Raw genomic sequence first — 7,674 nt, 5'->3', positions numbered from 1 at the left:
GGTCAGGGCGGCGAGTTGGAGCTGCGCTTTTCGGCCACCGATAGTTGGTTGCTGGGTTTGAATATTGGTTATTTGAATACGGTGGTTGAGTCTTACAAAACCCAGGACAGCAGCGGCAATGAGGTTGATATTGCCTCATCGACTGAAATTGGCTTTTCACCTAACTGGAATGCGCGCCTTAGCAGCCAATACGCGGTAGATATAGCCGATTACGGCACGCTGACCGCGGCGGCTGATGTGTCTTGGCGCAGCGAGTCTTACACCAATTCGCCGGTTGATAAGCGCGACCAGTTTGCCGACGAGCAAAAGCAAGAGGATCACCACCTGGTGAATGCCGCGCTGGCTTTTGAGACGCAGGATCGCAAATGGCGTGTGGCGGTCGAGGGTAAAAACCTTGAAGACAAGCGGGTGCTGACCAATTCTTTTGTGGTGGGACCCTTTGTTAGCGGCGGCTATAACAGCCCGCGCACTTGGGCGGTATCACTGAACTACCGTTATTGATGGACGACCGCAGCGTAGTACTTACGCTGCGGTTCAGTTTTATTGTCCCCCGGCATGGCGAGCTTTGGCTCGCCTTTTTTGTCGCTGCTATTTTGTAATGTTAGTCGTCGATAAATTCCGAGCGATACTGCTTGGGAGTGAGGCCGGTCCAGTTGCGAAAGGAGCGGATAAAAGAGCTGGACTCGAGGAAACCCAATAACTCGCCAATTTCGTGAATTTTCAATTTGTCATCGCGAAGATGGCGCATGGCGATATCGCGTCGGTAGTGGTCCTTGAGTTCCTGGTAACTGGTGCCTTCACTGTGCAGGCGGCGGCGTAGGCTGGACGGTGACATATGCAGGTTTTCTGCCATGTCTTCAAAGCTGGGCAGGGCGCCGGCGCCGCTTTTGGCCAGCAGTGAGCGGATTGCCGCACCGGTACTGGCCGGGCGCGAGTCTTGTGCAATCAGTGCATAGACGGCATTGCGCAGAAAAGCTTCTAGTGACTCACTGGTGTGTACAGTGCGGTAGCGCAGACTCTGACTGGGAAAGTACAGGGCAGTGTACTCGCAGCCGTATTCCGGCGTTGTGCCCATCACGCTGCTAACACTCTCGGAATAGGCCTCGGAAAAGGCCGGCGCGGATATTTTGAGTGCGCTCAATGCTATGTCGCGACCGACCAGCCAGCCCATAAATGCGTGCCATACGCGCATGCCGGAGGCCTTGGCGACGGCATCGGAAAACTCAGTGCGGTCCCAGTCTTTCGGTACAAACTTGGGATTAATCTTGCTGGCGTCGAAGTGGTACTTCAGTTCCGCGGTATCGCCGTCCACGTTTAGTTCAATTTTGTAGCCGGTCATAGGGTACAGCATTTCCTGGTAGCGCTGGGCGCGATGCAGGGCATCTTCAAGAGTTTGGCAATTAATAATGCTGTAGCACATGAAATGAAACACATCACTGCCGATACCTGAGCCCCAGGGCACGGCGATATTGAGTTGTTGCATGGCCTCGGCGGCGAGTTCATAGAGACCGGAGTAGCGGTAGCCCGGCAGCAGTTTGTTGTGATCGCTGGCCATCAGGTCGTCGAGGTTAAAGCCCGAGCGTTTGGCGATGGCGCGCTGATCGATGCCGACCTTGTCCAGGTAGTCGAGTAGGCGCAGGAATTTGCGTACCGGAATTTCGTGGAGGGTGTTGGGTTTAGACATCGTCATAGGCAGCCGTGGCGTTGGTGCTAAATGTGGGCGATTCTGAAAGTTTTTGTGCTTTAGCGAATCACTGTGTGGACTAATATGAAGAGCCTAATAATTAAAATCAATGATACGAGTGGAGTAGGTATGAGCGCGAATAGTCAACACTACATTGTTAAGGAAGCGCTGATCAATGGTGGCATTAACGCGGTGGTCAATGGCGCCTTTGCTTGGTATCTGAGCGCCGGCAAGCCCGAGTTGGCTGTTTGGGGGCAATCGGGCGTGTTAGTCGACTTCCTCGCTACTGCGGCGATTCTGGTGTTTATCTTGAGTTTAATTGTTCTGCCGTTACAGCGCCGCAAGCTTGCCAAAATGCCACTGGCGAGTGCTGAGCCGCCATTTGGCTTTTTGCGCTACTTGGGCTGGCTGGCACCGCAACACGATGCGCTGAAGGCGCTGATCTTGGCATGGCTGGCAGCCTTGCTGTCGCTGCCGGTGCTGTGGTTGGGTTTCGCACTGTTTGGCGTTGATACGATGGGGCGTTGGGACTACACGCTGCTTAAATCGCTGTATACCGGTGTTGTCGCGGCCTCGGTGGTCGTGGTGATTGTTTTGTTGGCGATGCACCCTGTGCGTCGCGTCAGCCATTCTTAAGGAGAGTACAGGTGTCTGCTGAGTTGAAGGATAAAGTGGCGTTGGTGACCGGTGGCGCGGCGGGTATTGGTCGCGCTATCTGTGAGGCCCTGGCATGTCAGGGGGCCAGTGTGGCGGTCGTCGATGTGAATGACCGGGAAGGTGAGGCCTGCGTGGCGGCACTCCAGTCCACAGGTTGCGATGCGGTTTACCTGCACTGCGATGTTAGCAAGGAGGGCGAGGTAAAAGCGATGGTCGAGGCGCTGATCCAGCGTTTTGGGCGTCTGGATTTGGCTTGCAACAATGCGGCGGTGAGTCGTGGCAGCGGCCCCATCCACCAGTTCAGTCGCGAGGTGTTTGACCAGACACTGGAGCTTTGCCTGACCAATACCTGGCTGTGTATGAAGTACGAAATCGACGCCATGCTGGCCCAGGGCGGTGGCGCGATTGTGAACATCTCATCCAATGCTTCGCTGCGCGGGCAGGCCTTTAACACCGCCTATGCTTCAGCGAAAGGCGGGGTGAATATTTTGACCAAGAGCGCGTCGGTGGAGTACGCCAACAAGGGCATCCGTATTAATGCCGTGTCGCCCGGCGTCATTCGCACGCCCGGCTTGGAAAAATATTTTGAAGAGCAGCCGAAGATGGCTGAGCAGCTGCGCAAGGTGGCACCGATGCAGCGCCTGGGTGAGCCCAGTGAAATAGCTGAAGCGGTGGCCTTTTTACTGTCAGACAGAGCGTCGTTTATCACCGGGCAGTTGCTGTCGGTCGATGGTGGCGGCGCGGTAAGAGGATAGTGCAATGACAATTATCGCTTCATCTAAACGCCGCCGTGTTGATTTGCCCATGCCCTATGGCTGGTTTCAGGTACTGTATTCCCAGCAGCTAGCAGTGGGACAGTCGCTGCCACTGGAGTATTTCGGGCAGGAGCTGGTGATATTTCGCACGGAGTCGGGTGAGGCCAAGGTGTTGGACGCCTACTGTCCGCATATGGGCGCGCATCTGGGTTATGGCATTCGCGATCAAGCGGGTGGCGGCTCGCGGGTGGTGGGTGACAGCATTGTCTGCCCCTTTCACGGCTGGCAATTTAACGGCGATGGCGAGTGTACCGGGATCCCCTACGCTGAGCGCATGCCGCCGCGGGTGCAGCGCTGTGAAAAACTGATTCCAAGCTGGCCGGTTCGCGAGCTGAATCAATGCATTTATGTTTGGTATCACCCGGAAGATTTGGAGCCCTTGTTTGAGCCGCCGGTGATTGAAGAGGCAACACTCGGTGCCGGCGACTGGGGGGAATTAAAAATCTACCAGTGGGATATTGCTACCCACCCCCAGGAAATTGGTGAAAATGCCGTCGATGCCGCGCATTTTCGCTTTGTGCACGGCACACCGGAGGTGCCTGAGCCAACGGTAATACGCTTTGACGAGCACCGTCGTTTCGGTTTGCTGGAGTCGGAATTGGAAACCCCCAAGGGCCGGGTACAGTCGCGCATTGAAAACAGCAGTATTGGCCCGGGTATTTCTACGGTGCGTTTTAGCGGTATCTGCGAGACGCTGTTAATGGCAAATTTGACCCCTATCGACGAACACAACACCAAAGCCATGTATGCCTTTATTCAGCAGGATGGTAACGGCAAGTCGGTCGGGGGGGTCGCCCAGGCGATCATCGACGATATTCGCCAGCAGATGGAGGAAGACCGCATCATTTGGGCGCGCAAGCGCTATCTGGAGAAGCCATTACTTTGCGATGGCGATGGGCCCTTCGCCAAGTTCCGGCGCTGGTACGGCCAGTTTTTGGTTGAGGGGCAGACTGATGATCGCAGCTAAAGAGATCGGCGATTGCCGCCATCCCCGACTGATGTCGCCGGCGGCGATCGCCGGTATGACATTACGTAACCGCATTATTTTGGCGGCGATGGGCACCGAATATGTGCTGGACGATGGCAGTCTAGGCGCTCGGGCAATGGACTACTACGAGGCGCGGGCCGCTGGTGGTGCCGGCATGCTCGTGCTGGAGACCAGCTCGGTGGCCTGGCCGTTTGGTATGTCGATGCCGAAGATGCTGGGTCTGTCCTCTGATGACTTTCTGCCGGGCCTGCGTCAACTCGCCGAGCGCGTTCACGCCCACGATTGCCGTATTGCCGCCCAGCTCAATCACAGCGGTAAGGTGTCGGCCCATGATGTGGTAGAGGGGCGTCCGATTCTCGTGCCGTCTATTCCCAAGCCCGCGGCCAATGATATGGGCAACGGTTTGACCATGGCCGAGATGGCCAACTTTGTGCGTTCGGCGGGTCCCGATGGCAAGGGGCCGCGATTCAAGGAGATGGATCAAGGGGATATTGACTGGGTCATTGACTGCTTTGCTTCGGCCGCGCGGCGGGTGGTTGACGCCGGGTTTGATGCCGTAGAAATTCACGCCGGTCACGGTTATTTACTGTCGTCGTTTTTATCGCCCTATGCCAACCGCCGGGATGATGACTACGGCGGCCCGCTAGAAAATCGCGCGCGCTTGCTGCTGGGCGTGGTGGCGGCTATTAAGGCCGAACTGGGCAATAACTTCCCGATCATGGTGCGTATTGACGCCTGTGAATACCGCACCCAGGGCGGTATTACCCTCGACGACGCAGTGGCGCTTGCCAGGATACTGGACGCGGCGGGCTGTCACGCCATCAATGTTAGTGCTTACTCCAACAACAGTGCAATTGGTTTTACTGAAGGGCCACTGGTGCACCAGCCCGGTGGTTATATCGACTTTGCCAAAGCCATTCGCGCTGCGGTCAACATTCCGGTTATTGCCGTTGGCCGCATTGAGCCCGATGTCGCCGAGCAGCATATTGCGGCCGGCGATTTCGATTTTTTAGCGATGGGCAGAAAGCTGCTCGCCGATCCGGAGTTGCCCAATAAACTGCGCGACGGCCGGCCACAGGATATTCGTCCCTGTATTTATTGCTACGTGTGCGTCAGCCAGATCTTTATCAACCAGCCACTGTGCTGCGCGGTGAACCCGGCTACTGGGGAGGAGGCGAGGTTGATGCACAGCCTACCGACGGCGCAGCCGAAGAACATCTTGGTGGTTGGCGGTGGTCCGGCGGGTATGGAAGCCGCTCGGGTGTTGGCCGAACGCGGCCACAGGGTAACGCTTTGGGAGAAAGAAGATCGCCTGGGGGGAACCCTGCGTGTGGCGGCGCTGGCCTATGAGCCCAACGGCAAGCTGATTGACTATTTACAGCGCGCCTTAGCATCCTCATCGGTAGAGCTGGTGCTTGAGAAGGACGCGACGGTGGCGGACATCACGGCGGCGGGCTTCGATTCGGTGGTCATTGCAGTGGGGGCAGATCGCCGCGCGCCGGCGCTGGCGGGTAAAGACCAGGGTCATGTTCTCGACGGTGAAGAACTGCGGGATATGCTGTTTGCCGGTAATGCCCACGGCAAGCTGAAGTTCTACCAGCGGCTGTTGCTGCGGCTGATGCATGCCTTGAAACTCAATCGCGATATCGACCGCATGCGCAGTTTGAGCCGCCTGTATATGCCGGTGGGCAAACGGGTAGCGATTGTCGGTGGTGGTCTTGTCGGGGTGGAAGTCGCAGAGCTGCTGGCCGAGCGCGGTCGCGAGGTAACGATAGTTGAGCCGGGCCGGGATTTTGGCGCGGAGCTGAGCATAGTGCGCCGCTGGCGGGTATTGCATGGCTTGAAGTCCCACAATGTCTGCCTAGTGCCCAATGCGCAGGTGACGGCGATCACCGCGGCAGAGCTCTGCTATGAACAGGACGGCGAAGCCCGGCACATGGCAGTTGATACGGTCATTATCGCCCAGGGAGCACAGGCTAATACGACATTTGAACATGCGCTGCGCGAGGCTGGGGTCGATGTACACAATATCGGCGACAGTGCCCGCATAGGCTATATAGAAGGTGCGATACGCAGTGCCCGCGAGTTGGCGGTGACGCTGTGACCGGGATGGTTTAGTAACAAAAGGAAAAGAGTGAATGCGGCTAATAATAAAAAGTTTAGCGCTGTTACTGCTGGTGTTTATCGCGTTGGCGGTGGCCGTCGGCTACAGCTTGCGCGGCCCTCGACCACCCCTGCCGGGTCTGCAGCTGTTTGTGAATGGCCAGATTCTCAGCATGGACGCCGACAACCGCATTTTTGAGGCGATGGCGGTGCGCGGTGAGCGCATTGAGGCACTGGGCTCTCGGGCGGAGATCACTGCGCTGGCCGATGACGATGCGGTGATCATCGATCTGGGCGGCCGCACACTACTGCCCGGGTTTATCGATGCCCACGGGCACTTTCCCGGCACCGGTTTATCGGCCCGCGGCGTCGATCTAAGTAGTCCACCGATTGGTGAGGTCCGCAGTATCGCCGATATTCAAGCGCGGTTGCGCGCCGCCGAGCGCCAGCTCAAAAAGGGCCAGTGGCTGTTTGCCTTTGGCTATGACGATTCGCTGTTAGCGGAGGGGCGTCACCCCAGTCGCGACGACCTGGATGCGGTGTCGGCGACTCGGCCAATTTTTCTGCTGCACAGCTCGGGTCATATGGGCGTGAGCAACAGTGCCGGTTTGGCGGCAGGGGGTATCGATGATTCAAGCCCCGACCCCGAGGGTGGCGAGATCGTGCGCGATGGCAGCGGGCGCGCTACCGGCCTGTTGCTGGAACATGCCACGGACGTGGTTGCGCCCCTGGCGATGGATTTTTCGCTGCTGGATTTTGTCGCAATGGCCGACACGGCGGCTCAGCAATATTTGCAGGCGGGGGTGACCACCGCACAAAGTGGCGGTGTAGATGGCCGGATGCTCAACGGCCTATACGGGCTGTCGTGGCTGGGGCGTATTCCCCAGCGGTTGATTACCTGGCCACTGGCACATCAGGCCGGTGAGGCCATATTGTCCGGTGAATTGGACCTGGAAAAATTTAATGGCCCGCGCTTCTCGGCCTCGGCGATCAAGTTGATTGCCGACGGTTCGCTGCAGGGTTACACCGGGTTTTTGAGCCTGCCTTATCACCGCCACGCCGACCCCGACTTTGCGGGCTTTGCGCGCTATCAACAGCAAGCGCTGGATGAGGAAGTGGCCGCATTTCACTGTCGTGGCTTCCAGCTGGCCATTCACGGCAATGGCGATGCCGCGATCGATATGGTGCTGGATGCCTTTGAGCGGGCTCAGCAGCGCTGCCCGGCGAGTGACCCGCGGGCGGTGGTGGTGCACGCGCAAACCGCACGCCCAGATCAGCTCGATCGTATGAAGGCACTGGGGATGACGCCGAGCTTTTTTGTCGCCCACACTTTTTTCTGGGGCGACCGCCATCGCGACCAGTTTTTAGGCCCCGAGCGCGCTGCCCGCATCAGCCCGCTGCGCGACGCGCTGGAGCGCGAACTGCCG

7 protein-coding genes are annotated in these 7,674 nt (G+C 57.9%); 6 read left to right on the top strand and 1 reads right to left on the bottom strand.

Going from position 1 to position 7,674, the window contains the following annotated elements:
- Positions 1–501, top strand: a 501-nt coding sequence (locus tag ABYM29_RS13740) for a TonB-dependent receptor domain-containing protein (protein WP_372865347.1), incomplete at its 5' end; no start/stop codon positions are given.
- Between the two features lie 100 nt (positions 502–601).
- On the opposite strand, the gene ABYM29_RS13735 is transcribed toward ABYM29_RS13740, so the two are convergent.
- Positions 602–1,690: an AraC family transcriptional regulator ligand-binding domain-containing protein gene (locus tag ABYM29_RS13735; RefSeq protein ID WP_372865346.1), complete on the bottom strand. Its 1,089-nt coding sequence runs from the start codon at positions 1,688–1,690 to the stop codon at positions 602–604.
- Between the two features lie 123 nt (positions 1,691–1,813).
- Here ABYM29_RS13735 and ABYM29_RS13730 point away from each other — a divergent pair, with 123 nt between their 5' ends.
- The 5 genes from ABYM29_RS13730 to ABYM29_RS13710 all read left to right on the top strand — a co-directional run.
- On the top strand, positions 1,814–2,320 hold the full coding sequence (locus ABYM29_RS13730; RefSeq protein ID WP_372865345.1) for a hypothetical protein: 507 nt from the start codon (positions 1,814–1,816) through the stop codon (positions 2,318–2,320).
- An 11-nt stretch (positions 2,321–2,331) separates the two neighbouring features.
- Positions 2,332–3,096: an SDR family NAD(P)-dependent oxidoreductase gene (locus ABYM29_RS13725; protein ID WP_372865344.1), complete on the top strand. Its 765-nt coding sequence runs from the start codon at positions 2,332–2,334 to the stop codon at positions 3,094–3,096.
- A 4-nt stretch (positions 3,097–3,100) separates the two neighbouring features.
- A complete protein-coding gene (locus ABYM29_RS13720) occupies positions 3,101–4,123 on the top strand; it encodes a Rieske 2Fe-2S domain-containing protein (RefSeq protein WP_372865343.1) in 1,023 nt (340 codons plus the stop codon).
- Positions 4,110–6,248 (top strand): FAD-dependent oxidoreductase, encoded by a 2,139-nt coding sequence (locus tag ABYM29_RS13715; protein WP_372865341.1) that lies wholly within the window; start codon positions 4,110–4,112, stop codon positions 6,246–6,248. Before ABYM29_RS13720 ends, ABYM29_RS13715 begins: the two co-directional genes overlap by 14 nt.
- A gap of 34 nt (positions 6,249–6,282) precedes the next feature.
- Positions 6,283–7,674, top strand: a 1,392-nt coding sequence (locus ABYM29_RS13710; RefSeq protein WP_372865340.1) for an amidohydrolase, incomplete at its 3' end; no start/stop codon positions are given.

This window comes from Spongiibacter sp., from assembly GCF_041602295.1.
Taxonomy (GTDB): Bacteria; Pseudomonadota; Gammaproteobacteria; order Pseudomonadales; family Spongiibacteraceae; genus Spongiibacter.
The sequence above is the reverse complement of the archived record's forward strand: the minus strand, read 5'-3'. Positions and strand labels throughout refer to the sequence as shown.